The 15,834-nt window shown below is 69.9% G+C and carries 10 protein-coding genes and 1 pseudogene; 3 read left to right on the plus strand and 8 right to left on the minus strand.

Annotation, left to right across the window (positions count from 1 at the left end):
• Positions 1–161: 161 nt before the first annotated feature.
• Genes ACZ6ZP_RS12600 through ACZ6ZP_RS12610 form a run of 3 tightly spaced genes read left to right on the plus strand, consistent with a single transcriptional unit; the run spans position 162 to position 6,189 of the window.
• Complete coding sequence (locus tag ACZ6ZP_RS12600) at positions 162–3,059, plus strand: glycoside hydrolase family 3 protein (protein ID WP_469406697.1); 2,898 nt, start codon at positions 162–164, stop codon at positions 3,057–3,059.
• Complete coding sequence (yicI, locus tag ACZ6ZP_RS12605; RefSeq protein WP_469406698.1) at positions 3,056–5,326, plus strand: alpha-xylosidase; 2,271 nt, start codon at positions 3,056–3,058, stop codon at positions 5,324–5,326. The genes ACZ6ZP_RS12600 and yicI overlap by 4 nt, the downstream gene beginning before the upstream one ends.
• Positions 5,327–5,358: 32 nt before the next feature.
• Positions 5,359–6,189, plus strand: coding sequence for a pectate lyase (locus ACZ6ZP_RS12610; RefSeq protein ID WP_351157430.1), 831 nt, complete (start codon positions 5,359–5,361; stop codon positions 6,187–6,189).
• A gap of 61 nt (positions 6,190–6,250) precedes the next feature.
• Here the strand turns inward: ACZ6ZP_RS12610 and ACZ6ZP_RS12615 are convergent.
• The 8 genes and pseudogenes from ACZ6ZP_RS12615 to ACZ6ZP_RS12650 form a co-directional block, all read right to left on the minus strand.
• A pseudogene (locus tag ACZ6ZP_RS12615) lies at positions 6,251–7,246 on the minus strand (glycoside hydrolase family 43 protein); the annotation flags it as partial.
• A gap of 39 nt (positions 7,247–7,285) precedes the next feature.
• The gene (locus ACZ6ZP_RS12620) at positions 7,286–8,434 is read right to left on the minus strand and encodes an aldose epimerase family protein (protein ID WP_469406700.1); all 1,149 of its coding nucleotides are present in this window, start codon (positions 8,432–8,434) and stop codon (positions 7,286–7,288) included.
• Positions 8,435–8,551: 117 nt separating this feature from the next.
• Complete coding sequence (mmsB, locus tag ACZ6ZP_RS12625; RefSeq protein WP_366463503.1) at positions 8,552–9,781, minus strand: multiple monosaccharide ABC transporter permease; 1,230 nt, start codon at positions 9,779–9,781, stop codon at positions 8,552–8,554.
• Positions 9,782–9,791: 10 nt separating this feature from the next.
• A complete protein-coding gene (gene mmsA, locus ACZ6ZP_RS12630) occupies positions 9,792–11,351 on the minus strand; it encodes a multiple monosaccharide ABC transporter ATP-binding protein (protein WP_469406702.1) in 1,560 nt (519 codons plus the stop codon).
• On the minus strand, positions 11,348–12,469 hold the full coding sequence (gene chvE, locus ACZ6ZP_RS12635; protein WP_366463504.1) for a multiple monosaccharide ABC transporter substrate-binding protein: 1,122 nt from the start codon (positions 12,467–12,469) through the stop codon (positions 11,348–11,350). The genes mmsA and chvE overlap by 4 nt, the downstream gene beginning before the upstream one ends.
• A gap of 3 nt (positions 12,470–12,472) precedes the next feature.
• Positions 12,473–13,441 carry a hypothetical protein gene (locus ACZ6ZP_RS12640; protein WP_351157419.1) on the minus strand — a complete coding sequence of 323 codons (969 nt, stop codon included), beginning with the start codon at positions 13,439–13,441 and terminating at the stop codon, positions 12,473–12,475.
• A gap of 131 nt (positions 13,442–13,572) precedes the next feature.
• Positions 13,573–14,592: a zinc-dependent alcohol dehydrogenase gene (locus ACZ6ZP_RS12645; RefSeq protein ID WP_469406704.1), complete on the minus strand. Its 1,020-nt coding sequence runs from the start codon at positions 14,590–14,592 to the stop codon at positions 13,573–13,575.
• The gene (locus ACZ6ZP_RS12650) at positions 14,589–15,749 is read right to left on the minus strand and encodes a mandelate racemase/muconate lactonizing enzyme family protein (RefSeq protein ID WP_351157415.1); all 1,161 of its coding nucleotides are present in this window, start codon (positions 15,747–15,749) and stop codon (positions 14,589–14,591) included. The genes ACZ6ZP_RS12645 and ACZ6ZP_RS12650 overlap by 4 nt, the downstream gene beginning before the upstream one ends.
• Positions 15,750–15,834: the final 85 nt, after the last annotated feature.

Here is a 15,834-nt window from a genome sequence, read left to right on the forward strand (position 1 = left end):
GATCCCGGGCGTCCTGCTCTTTCCGTCTTGACATGACCCCCGAGCGGCACAGAGCATCGAAGCGCTTCGAAGATGGAGTAGAAGTACGAGAAGAAGTACGTGACGACGTACGAGACCGAGTCGCCTCCTCCGTGCCCACCGCTCGCCAAGGGGATCCGCACGTGACCGCAAGCCCGCCGCCGCTCCGCGCACCGGAACAGCTGCCCTTCCATGACCCCGAACTGCCCCTGGACCAGCGCGTGGACGATCTGCTGTCCCGGCTGACCATCGGCGAACGCATCGCGCTCCTGCACCAGTTCGCGCCCGCCGTCGAACGGCTCGGCGTCGCCGCGTTCCGCACCGGACAAGAAGCCCTGCACGGCGTCGCCTGGATGGGCCCCGCCACCGTCTTCCCGCAGGCGGTCGGCCTCGGCGCGACCTGGAACGACGACCTCGTGCGCAGGATCGGCGAAGTCGTCGCCACCGAGGCCCGCGCCATGCGCACCCGGGACGACCGCGTCGGCCTCAACCTCTGGGCCCCCACGGTCAATCTGCTCCGCCACCCGCTGTGGGGCAGGAACGAGGAGGGCTACTCGGAAGACCCCCGCCTCACCTCCGCCATCGCCGTCGCCTACACCCGGGGCCTGCGCGGCGACCACCCGGAGCACTGGCGCACCGCCCCCGTGCTCAAGCACTGGCTGGCCCACAACAACGAGACGGACAGGGACACCTCGTCCGCCTCCGTGCGCCCCCGCGTCCTGCACGAGTACGACCTGCGGGCCTTCCGCGCGGCCGTCGAGGCGGGCGCCGTGGCCGGCGTGATGCCCGCGTACAACCTGGTCAACGGTCGCCCCAACCACGTCTCGCCCCACCTGCGCGAGCATCTGCGCACCTGGACCGACCAGGAGCTGCTGGTCTGCTCCGACGCGGGAGCGCCCAGCAACCTCGTCGACTCCGAGAAGTACTTCGACACCCACGAGGAGGCCACCGCGGCGGCCCTCGTCGCGGGCGTGGACAGCTTCACCGACCACGGCACGGACGCCTCGATCGTCACCGGCCGCATCCAACGCGCCCTGGACCAGGGCCTGTTGAGCGAGTCGGACATCGACACGGCGGCACGCCGTCACCTGTCCGTCCGCTTCCGGCTCGGCGAGTTCGACCCCGGTCAGGGGCCGTACGCCGACCCGGCGACGCACGCCTTCGACACACCGGGACACCGCGCCCTCGCCCAGGAGGCCGCCGAGCAGGCCGTCGTCCTGCTCAAGAACGACGGCCTGCTCCCGCTGCCCGAAGGCACCCGGATCGCCGTCGTCGGACTCCTCGCCGACGCGTGCATGACCGACTGGTACAGCGGCACCCTGATCCGCCGCAGCACCCCACTCGACGGACTGCGCGAGCGCTTCGGCGCCGACCGCGTCACCTTCGCCGAAGGCGCGGACCGGGTGCGCCTGAGGTGCGCGGCGGGCTGGCTCCGGGTGCCCGAGTCCTCCGAGTCCTCCGACTCCAAAGAGCACGGCCAGGCTCACGGGGCCGAGGCCGCCCTGGACCCGGCCCTGCTCACCGGCCGTACCGACCTGGCGCCGCTGTCCTGCGGCCCCGAGCCGACCGAGTTCGCCCTCGTCGACTGGGGATGCGGCGCGTGGACGCTGCGCGCCCCCGACGGCCGCTACCTCTCGGTCGCCGACGACGGGTACGTGCGCGCGTCCGCGGACCAGCCCGGCGGCTGGGTCGTGCAGGAGACGTTCGCGCTGGTCGGGCACGGGGACGGGTACCTCATCGAGCACACAGGGACGGGTGGGTACGTCTCTGTCGCCGCCGACGGCGTGAAGGTTGCCGAGGAGCGGCAGGTCTTCACCGTCGAGTGGCTGGAGCGCGGCGAGGACGCCGTGGCCCGCGTCGCCGCCGATGCCGACGCCGTGATCGTCGTCGCGGGCAACGACCCCCACATCAACGGCCGCGAGACCCAGGACCGCACGACGCTCGCCCTGCCGCCCCACCAGGAGCGGCTGTGGCGCGCGGCCCGCGCCGCCAACCCCCGCACCGCGCTCGCCCTGGTCTCCGCCTACCCGTACGCGGTCGCCGACGCCCACGCCCAGCTGCCCGCACTGCTGTGGACCGCGCATGGCGGCCAGGCCGCGGGCACCGCGCTCGCCCGGATTCTGGCGGGCGACGTCTCCCCGGCGGGACGCCTGCCGCAGACCTGGTACGCCGCCGACACCGACCTGCCCGATCTGCTCGACTACGACGTCATCGGCTCCCGGCAGACCTACCTCTACTTCGACGGCACCCCGCTCTACCCCTTCGGGCACGGCCTGGGCTACTCCTCCTTCGCGTACGAGGACCTGGTGACCGCACGCGAAGGGCAGACGCTCCGGGTCGCGTTCACCGTCACCAACACCGGACCCGTCGCCGCCGACGAGGTGGCCCAGCTCTACACCCGGGCGCCACGGGACCAGGCCGAGGCCCTCGCCCTGCCCCACCGGCAGCTCGCCGCGCACCGCCGCGTCCACCTCGCGGCCGGGGCCGCGCACCGACTGGAGTTCCAGCTGCCCCTGTCCGAGCTGGCGTTCTGGGACGTGCGGCACGACCGCTGGGCCCTGGCGCCGGGCGCCTACGAGATGCTCGCCGGCGCATCCAGCGGCGACATCAGACTCGCGGCGACCGTCGACATCGAGGGCGACCCGGTCGCCGCCAGGCCGGTGCGGGAGGCCGGCCTGGCGGCGACCGGCTACGACGAACAGGACGGCACCGAGATCGTCGACCGCACCAGGACGACCGGCGACGCCGTGCGCCCGCTGGACGACGGCACGGGTGAACTGCTCTTCCGGGCCTGCGACTTCGGCGACGGGGTCTGCGGCGTCTCGGTCGAGGCCTCGGGCTCCGGAGCCGTCGACCTGATCTCGGGCAGCACCGCCACCACCGTCACCGTGCCGGCGACCGGCGGCGCCTACGACTACACCCTGCGCACCTCCGGCTTCACCGCCGCCGGAGTCCGCGATCTGCGCGTGCGGCTGCGCGGCCCCCTGCGGCTCGCACGGCTCACCTTCACCGCCACCGCCCAGCCGAGGGAGACCGCATGAAGTTCACCGACGGCTTCTGGCTGATGCGCGACGGGGTGCGCGCCTCGTACGCGACCGACGTGCGCGACGTGCGCGAAGGCGAGGGCCGGTTCACGGCGTACGCCGCCGTCCACCGGGTCCGCGAGCGCGGCGACACCCTCAACACACCGCTCGTCACCGTCGAGTGCTTCTCGCCCGCCGACGGCGTGATCGGCGTCCGGGCCACGCACCACGCGGGAAAGGCCGCGCACGGACCGGATTTCGCCCTGAACGGCACGGAGGGCGCGGGCATCCTCAAGCGCGAAGGTACCGTCACCGAACTCACCAGCGGCCCCCTCGCCGTGCGCCTGGACACCGACAAGCCCTGGGGCCTGGAATTCCTGGACGCCGACGGACAGCGCCTGACGGCCGTCGAGCGCAGAGGCACCGGCTTCGCCACCGCGCCCGACGGCAGCCACCACATGATCGGCCAACTCGCCCTGGGCGTGGGCGAGCACATCTACGGCCTCGGTGAACGCTTCACGCCGTACGTCAAGAACGGCCAGAACGTCGACATCTGGCAGGCCGACGGCGGCACCAGCAGCGAGCAGGCCTACAAGAACATCCCCTTCCACCTCTCCTCGCGCGGCTACGGCGTCTTCGTCAACCACCCCGGCAAGGTCTCCTACGAGATCGGCTCCGAGTCCGTCGGCCAGGTCCAGTTCAGCGTCGAGGACCAGTCGATCGAGTACTACGTCATCGCGGGCCCCACCCCCAAGGACGTGCTGCGCCGCTACACCGCGCTGACCGGCCGCCCCGCCCTGCCGCCCGCCTGGTCGTTCGGCCTGTGGCTGACGACCTCCTTCTGCACGCCCTACGACGAGGAGACCGTCACCGCCTTCGTCGACGGCATGGCCGAGCGCGACATCCCGCTCGGCGTCTTCCACTTCGACTGCTTCTGGATGCGCGAGTACCAGTGGACCGACTTCCGCTGGGACCCGGAGGTCTTCCCCGACCCGGAAGGCATGCTGCGCAGGCTCCGCGAGCGCGGCCTGAAGGTCAGCGCGTGGATCAACCCCTACATCGCGCAGAAGTCCGACCTCTTCGCCGAGGCCGCCGCCCAGGGGTACCTGGTCCGGCGGCCGAACGGCGACATCTGGCAGTGGGACCTGTGGCAGCCCGGCATGGCGCTCGTGGACTTCACGAACCCGGCCGCCCGCGCGTGGTACGCGGACCGGCTGCGCACCCTGCTCGACCAGGGCGTCGACTGCTTCAAGACCGACTTCGGCGAACGCGTCCCCACCGACGTGGTCTGGCACGACGGCTCGGACCCCGAGCGCATGCACAACTACTACGCGCAGCTCTACAACAGCACGGTCTTCGAACTCCTGGAGAAGGAACGCGGCCCCGGCCAGGCGGTCCTCTTCGCCCGCTCGGCGACCGCGGGTGGCCAGCAGTTCCCGGTGCACTGGGGCGGCGACTGCTTCGCCTCGCTCGGCGCCATGGCCGAGTCCCTGCGCGGCGGCCTCTCCCTCTCGCTGTCCGGCTTCGGCTTCTGGAGCCACGACATCGGCGGCTTCGAGGGCACCCCGGACCCCGCGGTCTTCAAACGCTGGCTCGCCTTCGGCCTGCTCTCCTCGCACAGCCGCCTGCACGGCAACGTCTCCTACCGGGTGCCGTGGGCGTTCGGCGATGAGGCGGTGGACGTGGCACGCAAGTTCACGCTGCTCAAGCACCGCCTCATGCCGTATCTGTACGGAGCCGCCGTCGAGGCCCACCGCACCGGCGTCCCCGTCATGCGGCCCATGCTCCTGGAGTTCCCGGACGACCCCGCCTGCCGCACCCTGGACCGCCAGTACATGCTCGGCCCGGACCTCCTCGTCGCCCCCGTCTTCACCGCCGAGGGGGACGTCGAGTTCTACGTACCCGAAGGCACCTGGACCCACCTGCTGACCGGCGAGAGCGTCCAGGGCCCCGCCTGGCGGCGCGAGACCCACGGCTTCGACAGCCTTCCCCTGTACGTCCGGCCCGGCGCGCTGCTCCCGCTGGGCGCCGACGACCAGCGCGCCGACGGCGACTGGCTCCAGGACCTCACGCTGCTTGTCGCGCCGGACACGCAGGACGGCAAGGAGGTCACCGTGCCCGACCTGGACGGCCGGCCCGCGGCCGTCTTCCGCGCGGAGCGGGTCGGCGCCGAGGTCCGGGTCACCGCGGAAGGCACCGACCGCGCCTTCACGGTCCGCACGGTGGCGGATTGGTCGAATCCGGGCGGCAACCCTTCGGCGGGCGGCGGCGACAAGGACGTGTAAGCCGTTCACCAGCGAAGGAATGATTCGGGAACATGACCCCACGAGCGAACAAGCGCGTCCGTCATCGCCGAGGTCTCACCAAGCGCCGTGCCGTCGTCGGCGGCATCGCCGCGCTCGGCATGACCGGTGCCGCCCTCGTCACCAGCACCATGATGTCGAGCGCGGGGGCGGCCACCGCCTGGCCCGAGGCCAAGGGCGAGAAGCCGACGTCCAAGACCATCGAGGTCTCCGGCACCTACGACGGCGGCCTCAAGCGCCACTACGGCACCGGCGACCTGGGCGGCGACGGCCAGGACGAGGGCCAGGACCCGATCTTCAAGCTGAAGGACGGCGCGGTCCTCAAGAACGTGATCCTCGGCTCCCCGGCCGCGGACGGCGTGCACTGCGCGGGCAGCTGCACCATCCAGAACGTGTGGTGGGAGGACGTGGGCGAGGACGCGGCCACGTTCAAGGGGACCTCGGCGGGCTCGACGTACACCGTCTACGGCGGTGGCGCGAAGAAGGCCGACGACAAGGTCTTCCAGTTCAACGGCGCGGGCAAGCTGGTCGTGACGAAGTTCCAGGTCTCCGACTTCGGCAAGCTGGTGCGCGCCTGCGGCAACTGCTCCAAGCAGTATCAGCGCAACATCATCGTGAACGACGTCGACATCACCGCCCCCGGCAAGTCGATCGTCGGCATCAACACCAACTACGGCGACACGGCCGCGCTGCGCAACATCCGCATCCACGGCGACAGCGGCAGGAAGATCGCCACTTGCGACCGCTTCACCGGCAACAACACCGGTGCCGAGCCGCCGAAGACGGGCACGGGCCCCGACGGCAAGTACTGCAAGTTCACCGCATCGGACATCAGCTACAAGTAGCGGGCACAGCGATGCGGCACGGCCGAGGATGGCCGTGCCGCATCGCTGTCCCGTGTGTTCAGCTGCCGAGCAGCCGGTCGTACTCGGCCTGGGTCACCGGCAGGACCGTGCCGTGCCGGGCGCCCGCGGGCAGAGCGGCGTTCTTCGTCTCGCTCCAGGTGCCCGACGCGAGGTCCGTCGTCTCGAAGAGGACATAGCCGCGCCCGCCGAACTCGTCGATGAGCATGTACCACTTGTCACCGGTGTTGGCCCGGAACACCGCGGGCCCCTCGCCCCGGTCGATCACGCCCTTCCCGATGCAGTCCGCCACGAAGTCGTACGAGGTGTCCGTCAGCCGCTTCGACTTCTCCGCGGTGATGAACTTCGAGCAGGGGGTGCCCGACGCCGGGTCCCGCTCGTCCTTGGTGAAGCGGTAGTAGGCGCCGCCGTCCTTGACCACCGTCGAGTCGATCACCGAGTAGCCGGGGTCGTTCCAGACCTTGGGCTCGCTGAAGGTGCGGAAGTCCTTCGTCGTGGCGTACAGCATCTTGTTGTACGTCGATCCGGTGTGGTCCGGGTCGTCGGCGCCGTAGACCTTGGACGCCCAGAAGACGACGTACGCCTTCTGCCGCTCGTCGTAATAGGCCTCCGGTGCCCAGGTGTTGCCCGCCGTGTCCGGGGCGACCTTCACCAGGCGCTGGTCGGTCCAGTGGACCAGGTCCGTGGACTCCCACACCATGATCGACTTGCTGCCGGTGCGCTGGACCTGGTCCCAGCTGCCGCCGCTCCCGCCGTACATCCGCAGGTCGGTGGCGATCTGATAGAACTTGTCGCCCTTCGGCGAGCGGATGATGAACGGGTCGCGCAGCCCCTTGGTGCCGAGCTGCGAGGTGAGCACCGGCTCGCCGCCGTTCAACTCCTGGTAGCGCGTGGGGTCGTTGCCCCGGCTGAGCGCCATGCGGATCTGCTCGCCGTCCGCGGAGCCCTCACCGGTGAAGTAGCTGAAGAGATAGCCCGCGTACTTCTGCTTGGCTTGGGTTGGCTCGGCGTGCGCGGGAGTCGCGAGCAGACCGGCCATCAGGGCAAGGAACGGGATCAGAATTCTCGCGCGCACGGCTCAGCCCGCCGAGAAGCTGTGCACCGTGCTGGACCGGTAGGTCTCGCCGGGCCGCAGCACCGTCGAGGGGAACTTCGGCTGGTTGGGGGAGTCCGGGAAGTGCTGGGTCTCCAGGCACAGACCGTCGCCCTGCCGGTAGGTCCGCCCCGAGGGCCCGGTGAGGGTGCCGTCCAGGAAGTTGCCGGAGTAGAACTGCACGCCCGGCTCCGTCGTGGCGATCTTCATCGCGCGCCCGGACCCCGGGTCCCGCAGCGTCGCGAAGTGCTCGGGGCGGCGCGTGATGCCCTTGTCCAGGACCCAGTTGTGGTCGAAGCCCTTGGCGGTCACCAGCTGCTCGTGGGAGACGCGGATGTCCTCGCCGACCGTCTTGGCGCGCCGGAAGTCGAAGGGCGTGCCCGCCACCCTCGCCAGCTCGCCCGTCGGGATCAGACCGGCGTCGGTGGGCGTGAACCCGGCGGCGGCCAGGGTCAGTTCATGGTCCAGGATGTCGCCGCTGCCCTCGCCCGCGAGGTTGTAGTAGGTGTGGTTCGTCAGGTTCACCACGGTGGCCTTGTCCGTGGTGGCCGCGTAGTCGATGCGCCAGTCGCCGCGTGCGGTGAGGGTGTACGTGACGGTCACCCGCAGCGTGCCGGGGTAGCCCATCTCACCGTCGACGCTCGTGTAGTGCAGCCGCAGGCCGACACCGGAGGAGTCCTTGAACGGCTCGACGTCCCACACCCGCGTGTCGAAGCCCTTGGCCCCGCCGTGCAGGCTGTTCTCGCCGTCGTTCACGGAGAGCTGGTGGGTCTTGCCGTCCAGGGTGAAGCGGCCCTTGGCGATGCGGTTGCCGTAGCGGCCGATCGTCGCGCCGAAGAAGGTGGTTCCGGCGACGTACTCCTGGACGGTGTCGTAGCCGAGGGAGACGTTCGTGTACCGGCCGTGCCGGTCGGGCAGTTCGAGGGACTGCACGATGCCGCCGTACGAGAGCACCTTCATGCGGGTGCCGCCGTTCGCCAGCGACCAGCGGTACACCTTGGTGCCGTCGGCCAGCTTGCCGAAGAGTTCCTTGGCCGGCGCGTGGCCCGCCGAGGCGTACGAGGTGCCCGCGACGGCGGCGGTGAGCCCCGCGGCGGCGGTCGTGGCCAGGACGGTACGTCTGGTCGTTTCCATGTGCGACTCCAAACAGAAGAGTTGTGGAGAGGGACGGCCGGGCCCCGAAGGGGGCACGGGGACCGCGTGAACAGCTCCCACCGGCCCGCGGATTCAGCATTCGCTTCCTTCGGCCGCCTAACGGCCGACCTTGCGCTTGTTCCAGACGTCGAAGCCGACCGCGGCCAGCAGCACCAGGCCCTTGATGACCTGCTGGTAGTCGGTGCCGATGTTGACCAGGGACATGCCGTTGTTGAGGACGCCGAGCACCAGGCCGCCGATCACGGCGCCCATCACCGTGCCGACGCCGCCGCTCATCGACGCGCCGCCGATGAACGAGGCGGCGATCGCCTCGAGTTCGAAGTTCAGGCCCGCCTGCGGGGTGCCCGCGTTCAGGCGCGCCGCGTACACGCAGCCAGCGAGCGCGGCGAGCACGCCCATGTTGACGAAGATCAGGAAGGTGACGCGCTTGTCCTTGACGCCGGACAGCTTCGCCGCCGCCTTGTTCCCGCCGAGCGCGTAGATGTGGCGTCCGACGACCGCGTTGCGCATCACATAGCCGAGGGCGATGAGCAGGCCGCACATGATGAGCAGGACGACGGGGACGCCGTGGAAGCTCGCGAGGGTCAGCGTGAAGGCGACGACGGCGGCGGTGATCGCCACCAGCTTGGCCACCCACAGGCCCGTGGGCGTCACGTCGAGGTCGTAGGCCAACTGCTGCTTGCGGCTGCGCCATTCGCGGAACAGCAGGAAGGCGACCGTCACCAGGCCGAGCACGAGCGTCGGGTTGTGGTACTGCGTGTACGGGCCCATCTCGGGGATGAACCCCTTGGCGATGTTCTGGAAGCCCTCGGGGAACGGCGAGAGCGACTGGCCCTCCAGGACGATCTGCGTGAGACCGCGGAAGAGCAGCATGCCGGCCAGGGTCACGATGAACGACGGGATGCCGACGTACGCGATGAAGAAGCCCTGCCAGGCTCCGGCGACCGCGCCGATGAGGAGCGACAGGACGAGGGCGAGCACCCAGGGCATGTCGTGTTTGACCATCATCACCGCCGACATGGCGCCGACGAAGGCGACGAGGGAGCCGACGGACAGGTCGATGTGACCGGCGATGATGACGATCATCATGCCGATGGCCAGGATGAGGATGTAGCCGTTCTGCTGGATCAGGTTGGAGACGTTGTTCGGCAGGAGCAGCGTGCCGTCGGTCCAGATCTGGAACAGGATGACGATGAAGGCCAGGGCGACGAGCATGCCGTACTGGCGCATGTTGGAGCGCACGCTCTGCAGCAGCAGATCACGCGTGGACTCCTTGGCGGGCGGCGTGGACGGGGTGTCACGTGGTGGCGTGGTCGTGGTGGTCATCGCGGATGCCTCAGCTTCTGTTCTTGGTCATGTGGCGCATCAGGAGTTCCTGGGTGGCGTCCGCGCGGTCGACCTCACCGGTCAGCCTGCCCTCGGCCATCGTGTAGATCCGGTCGCACATCCCGAGCAGCTCGGGCAGTTCGGAGGAGATGAAGAGCACCGCCTTGCCCGCGGCCGCCAGCTTGTCGATGACGGTGTAGATCTCGAACTTGGCGCCGATGTCGATGCCGCGTGTCGGCTCGTCGAGGATCAGCACCTCGGGGTCGGCGTGGATCCACTTGCTCAGGACGACCTTCTGCTGATTGCCGCCGGAGAGCCGTCCCACCTGCTCGAAGACGGTGGGGGCCTTGATGTTCATCGACTTGCGGTAGCGCTCGGAGACGGAGCGCTCGTGGTGCTCGTCGACGAAGCCGTCCTTGCGCCGCATGCCCGAGAGCGAGGCCAGGGAGATGTTGCGGTTGATGTTGTCGATGAGGTTCAGGCCGTACTGCTTGCGGTCCTCGGTGACGTACGCGATCCCGGCGTCGACCGCCGCGGGCACGTTCCTCGTCACGACCTCGCGCCCGCCGACGGCCACCGTTCCGGCGACGTACTGCCCGTAGGAACGCCCGAAGACGGACATCGCGAGCTCCGTGCGGCCCGCGCCCATCAGGCCCGCGATGCCGACGATCTCGCCGCGCCGCACGGTCAGCGACACGTCGTCGACGACCTTGCGCTGGTGATCCACCGGATGCCGCACCGTCCAGCCCTCGACGGAGAGGGCGATGGAGCCCGCGTCCTGTCCCTCGTACGGCGTGCGGTCGGGGAAGCGGTGGTCGAGGTCGCGGCCGACCATGCCGCGGATGATGCGGTCCTCGGCCACCTGCGGTTCGGAGGTCGGGGTCTCACGGACCGTCAGGGTCTCGATGGTCCGCCCGTCGCGCAGGATCGTCACCGAGTCGGTGATGGCCCGGATCTCGTTGAGCTTGTGGGAGATGATGATGCAGGCGATGCCCTGCTCGCGCAGCTCCAGGATGAGGTCGAGCAGCTTGGCGCTGTCCTCGTCGTTCAGGGCGGCCGTCGGCTCGTCCAGGATGAGCAGCTTCACCTCCTTGGACAGGGCCTTGGCGATCTCCACCAGCTGCTGCTTGCCCACGCCGATGTCGGCCACCGGAGTCTGCGGCTTCTCGCTCAGACCGACCCGCTTGAGCAGCGCGCTCGCCCTGCGCAGCGTGTCGTTCCAGTCGATGAAGCCCCGGGTGCTCTGTTCGTTGCCCAGGAAGATGTTCTCCGCGATGGACAGATAGGGGACGAGCGCCAGCTCCTGATGGATGATCACGATGCCGTGCTTCTCGCTGGCGCGGATGTCCTTGAAGGCCATCCGCTCGCCCTCGAAGTGGATCTCGCCGTCGTAACTGCCGTGCTCGTGGACGCCGCTGAGGACCTTCATCAGCGTCGACTTGCCCGCGCCGTTCTCGCCGCAGATCGCGTGGATCTCCCCGGCGCCCACGGTCAGGTTCACGTCGGAGAGCGCCTTGACGCCGGGGAACGTCTTGGTGATGCCGCGCATCTCCAGTACGGGCCCGCTCATGAGAGCTGACCGGCCTTGAAGTAGCCCTCGTCCACGAGGAGTTGGGTGTTGGACTTGTCGATGCTGACCGGGTCGAGGAGGAAGGACGGCACGGTCTTCTTGCCGTTGTTGTAGTCCTTGGTGTTGTTGACCTTCGGCTTCTTGTCGTTCAGGACCGCGTCGCCCATGGACACCGTCTGCGCGGCCAGCTTGCGGGTGTCCTTGAACACCGTCTGCGTCTGCTCGCCGCGGATGATGGACTTCACCGACGCGAGCTCCGCGTCCTGCCCGGTGATCACCGGCAGCGGCTGGCTCTTGGAGCCGTAGCCGGCGCTCTTCAGCGCGGAGATGATGCCGATCGAGATCCCGTCGTACGGCGAGAGGACCGCGTCGACCTTCGCGGAGCCGTAGTTCTTGCTGATCAGGTCGTCCATGCGCTTCTGCGCGGTGCCGCCGTCCCAGCGCAGTGTGGTGGCCTGGTTCATCTTGGTCTGCTTGCTGCGGACGGTGAGCTGGCCGCTCTTGAAGTACGGCTCGAGCACCTTCATGGCGCCGTTCCAGAAGTACTTGGTGTTGTTGTCGTCCGGCGAACCCGCGAACAGCTCGATGTTCTTCGGGTCGCCGCCCTTCTCCGGCTCGCCCAGCTTCAGCTTCTTGACGATGTACTGGGCTTCCAGGCGGCCCACGCGCTCGTTGTCGAACGAGGCGTAGTAGTCGACGTGTTCCGTGCCGAGGATGAGGCGGTCGTACGAGATCACGGGGATGCCCGCGTCGTGCGCGCGCTGCAGGACCTCGGTGAGCGCCGAGCCGTCGATGGCGGCGACCACCAGGAGACTGCGCCCCTTGGTGATCATGTTCTCCAGCTGGGCGATCTGGTTCTCGACCTTGTCGTCCCCGTACTGGAGATCGGTCTTGTACCCGGCCTTCTGGAACTGCTTGGCCATGTTGTTGCCGTCGGCTATCCACCGCTCGGAGGCCTTGGTGGGCATCGCGAGGCCGATGGTGCTGCCCTTGCCCTCGTCCGGCTTGTAGCGGCTGCCGCCGATGGCTTCCTGGCCGCAGGCGGTCAGCGAGCCGAGCAGCACGGCGGTGGCCACGGCGGCGGTGAGACGCGCTTTTCTCGATGTGCGGGTGGTCATGGGTCAGTCCCCTTCCGGGACGGGGAAGCGCTGGAGCTCGCCGGGCATGCGGGAGCCGAGCGGCGACATTCCGCCGTCCGCGCCGTGCCGTGCGAGCAGATCGAGGGCGAGACGGCCGCGGCGGACCCGCTCGCGGGCGGTGGCCAGGGTGTGGTCGCGCAGCTGGGCACCGTAGGGGTAGATGCCGGGGGACTTGCTCAGGCCGAACTTGAGGTAGATCGGGGCGCCGCGCCGGATCAGCTCGGCCGCCTCGTACATCCGGACGTAGCCGCCGAGGTCGTCGGGCGCCTCGACGTAGAGGTCCACCGGGGCGCGGCTTGCCCGGCGGATCTCCGTGAGGTGGTCCAGGGTGAGGTCGGAGGGGATGTTGAGGGAGTCGGCGCCGAGCCGCTCGTAGACCGCGTACGAGGCCGGGTTGACCGGTCCGATCAGGGCGGAGACCTTGAACGTGGTGTCGGCGGGCAGCACGCCGGCCACCCGCAGCCGGTGCAGCGTCCACAGCACGCCCTCGTCGGCGACGAGCAGGCAGCGCACCCCCAACTCGGTGGCGCGCACGGCGTCCTCGACGCAGCCGGCGAGCGCGTCATGGCCGCGCGAGCGCAGGCCGCCGCCGCCGGAGTCGGTGCGGGTCGCGGCGCCGATGTCCCAGGTGCCGCGCGGCCCGGTGAACAGGCAGAGCTCGATGTCCCGTTCGGCGCAGGCCTCCACCATCTCGGTGATCTCGTCGTCGGAGAGCATCCAGATGCCGCTGCCCTGGCTGATGCGGTGGATCGGCACGTCGAGCCGCGAGCTCTCCTTGAGCACGACGGCGAGCGCTTCGGGACCTTCCACGGAAGGGATCTCGGTGCGCCAGGTGCCACCGTCGGGGAACGCGTGCGGGGACGCGTCGGCCGGGTCGATGGCGGGGACGGGGTGCCCGATGCGGGCGAGGGCGTCGACGCCGGGACGGCGGGGTGCTGACGGGCTGGTCACGGGACTCCCATACGCTGTGAATGACGCGGTGTTCGATATTTCGTACGTTGGTCGGTTCGGTGGGTGTACGGCGGTACGGGGGTATGCGGGGCGCTGACACCGCGCACCGCCGTACGTCTCAGGGGCGCATCTCAGGGACGCAGGAGCACCTTCCCGGTCTTCGGGTCGCCGCCGCCGACCAGCGCGACGGCCTCGCCGAAGCGCTCCAGCGGGAACTCGTGCGTGATGAGCGGCGCCGGGTCGAGCAGGCCGAGCCCGAAGGCGCGCACCGCGTCCGACCAGGCCGAGGACGGCGCGCCGAAGACACTGCGCACCTCCAGCTGGCTCAGCGAGAGATGCACCGGATCGATGCCGACCGCGCCGGGCGTGAACATGCCGGTGAGGACCACCCGGCCGCCCCTGCGCGCGAGCAGACACGAGTCGGCGGCCGTGCTCGGCGCCCCCGCGGTCTCCACGACCAGATCGAAGCGGCCGTGGTACGCCTGCGCCTCGGCGGGCGTCAGGCTCTCGCTCGCCCCGAACTCCAGCGCCCGCAGGCCACGCTCGGCCCGCGGGTCGATCACGACAAGTTCGCCGGGCGACGAGGCGGCGAGCAACTGCACCGCGAGCATCCCCAGGGTGCCCGCGCCGACCACCGCGATCCGCTCGCCGGGCCGCGGCCGTCCCGTCCGCACCGCGCCGGCGATCACCGCGGCGGGTTCGAGCAGGGCGGCGGCTGCCAGGTCCGCGTCCGGGTGAAGCAGGTGCAGGAGCCGGGCGGGTACGGCCACGTGGTCGGCGAAGGCGCCGGGCTCGGTGAACCCGGTCTCCGCGTACCCGCCGCCGCACAGGCTCGTGTCGCCGCACCGGCAGCGCTCGCAGGTGCCGCAGGCACGGAACCCCTCGGCGACCGTCTTGCGCCCGACGAGCGCCGGGTCGACGCAGTCGCCGACGGCCTCGACGGTGCCCGACCACTCGTGCCCGGGGGTCACGGGATAGCGCACATAGGCGGCGTCCCGGTGCCCGTCGTACACCTCGCGATCACTCATGCAGATCCCGGCGGCGGCCACCTTGACCAGGACCTCGCCGGGTCCTGGCGCGGGTGGCGCGCCGACCGTGAGCCGGTGCGAGCCCGGCTCGTCGATCACGATCGCGCGTGAGCCGCCGCTCACTTGGCGGCCGCCTTGGGGGCGCGCTTCTCCCAGCCCTCGGCCCACAGGTCGAACCGCGCCTGCTGCTGCGGGAACTCGGCCGCCGCGTCCGTGTCGAGCTCGACGCCCAGACCCGGCGCGTGCGACACCTCGAAGTAGCCGTCGACCACCTGCGGAGCGCCCTTGACCACCTTCTTGATCTCCGCGTCCGCGAAGTCGTTGAAGTGCTCCAGGATCTTGAAGTTGGGCGTGCAGGCGGCCAGTTGCAGCGAGGCCGCGGTCAGCACCGAGCCGCCCACATTGTGCGGGGCGATCAGCGTGTAGTGCGTCTCCGCGGTCGCGGCCAGCTTGCGGGTCTCCAGGATGCCGCCGATGTGGCCGAGGTCCGGCTGGATGATGTCGGCGGCCTGCGACTCGAACAGCTCGCGGAACTCGATCCGGTCGTGGATGCGCTCACCGGTGGCGATGGGCATGTCCACCTTGGCGGCGACCTTCTCAAGCGCCTTGAGGTTCTCCGGCGGCACCGGCTCCTCCAGCCACGCGGGCCGGAACGGCGCCATGTCCTTGGCCAGGCGCACCGCCGTGGACGGGCTGAACCGCCCGTGCATCTCCAGCATCAGCTCGGCGTCCGGCCCGATCGCGTCCCGCACCGCCTCGATCAGCGAGACCGCGTAGGACGTGCCCGCCTGGTCGAGCTCGAAGTGGCCGGTCCCGAACGGGTCGATCTTCAGGGCGCGGTAGCCCCGCTCGACCACGGCCGTGGCGGCCTTGTGGTACGCCTCCGGAGTGCGCTCGGTGGTGTACCAGCCGTTGGCGTACGCCTTGACCTTGTCGGTCACCTTCCCGCCGAGCAGCTGCCAGACCGGCACGCCGAGGGCCTTGCCCTTGATGTCCCAGCAGGCCATCTCCACGCAGGCGATGCCCGACATGACGATCTCGCCGGCCCGGCCGTAGTCGCCGTACTTCATCCTCCGCACGAGATCCTCGACCGCGAACGGATCGGATCCCACGATGTGGTTGGCCGCCGCCTCGCCGAGGTAGCCGAGCAGCGCGTCGGTGTGGCCGAGCATGCGGGTCTCGCCGACGCCGGTGAGGCCTTCGTCGGTGTGGACCTGGACGTAGGTGAGATTGCGCCACGGCGTTCCCACCACGTGCGTGCTGATTCCCGTAATACGCAAGGCAGTTGCCCCTTGGTTGTTCGGTATTTCGTCACACGTTCGAAATGTTGGCGTGACCGTATTCACGCAGGCGGCAGGGTGTCAA

This window comes from Streptomyces sp. NPDC054047, from assembly GCF_055585065.1.

Coding starts and splice junctions, on each gene's coding strand:
- yicI (WP_469406698.1), top strand. CDS start 3,056: ATGAAGTTCACCGACGGCTTCTGGCTGATGCGCGACGGGGTGCGCGCC.
- ACZ6ZP_RS12610 (WP_351157430.1), top strand. CDS start 5,359: ATGACCCCACGAGCGAACAAGCGCGTCCGTCATCGCCGAGGTCTCACC.
- ACZ6ZP_RS12620 (WP_469406700.1), bottom strand. CDS start 8,434: ATGGAAACGACCAGACGTACCGTCCTGGCCACGACCGCCGCCGCGGGG.
- mmsB (WP_366463503.1), bottom strand. CDS start 9,781: ATGACCACCACGACCACGCCACCACGTGACACCCCGTCCACGCCGCCC.
- mmsA (WP_469406702.1), bottom strand. CDS start 11,351: ATGAGCGGGCCCGTACTGGAGATGCGCGGCATCACCAAGACGTTCCCC.
- chvE (WP_366463504.1), bottom strand. CDS start 12,469: ATGACCACCCGCACATCGAGAAAAGCGCGTCTCACCGCCGCCGTGGCC.